This window comes from Pseudoalteromonas sp. SG45-1 (genome assembly GCF_014164135.1).
Classification (GTDB): Bacteria; Pseudomonadota; Gammaproteobacteria; order Enterobacterales; family Alteromonadaceae; genus Pseudoalteromonas; species Pseudoalteromonas distincta.
In genome coordinates this window covers 1-324 of sequence record NZ_JACJEP010000083.1, presented here as the reverse complement: position 1 = coordinate 324, position 324 = coordinate 1, and the positions used below count along the sequence as shown (strand labels likewise).

Annotated in this window: 1 rRNA gene; it reads right to left on the bottom strand. The window is 37.3% G+C overall.

From position 1 onward, the window contains the following. A 16S ribosomal RNA gene (locus H5117_RS20460) occupies nucleotides 1-81 on the bottom strand; the annotation flags it as partial. Nucleotides 82-324: the final 243 nt, after the last annotated feature.

The following is a 324-nucleotide window of genomic DNA, read 5'->3' as shown; positions in this document are numbered from 1 at the left end:
TACTTTCTGTTACCGCTCGACTTGCATGTGTTAGGCCTGCCGCCAGCGTTCAATCTGAGCCATGATCAAACTCTTCAATTAAAAAGTTTTATGTCTTTCGACAGCTCAATGAATTCTGAATTTTTTAATATCTTTCGATATTGAATTGACTGTGCCGAAGCAACTTATAAATAAGTTACTTCTGTTGGTCACTCAGTTTTCAATTGAGACTCTAATTTGTTTGCCTCGTTACTTGCTCAATAAAGAACGAAGTAGCTTGGCTGTTAGAACTCAATCTGTACGAGTGCCCACACAGATGATTGCTTTATATTGTTAAAGAACGTT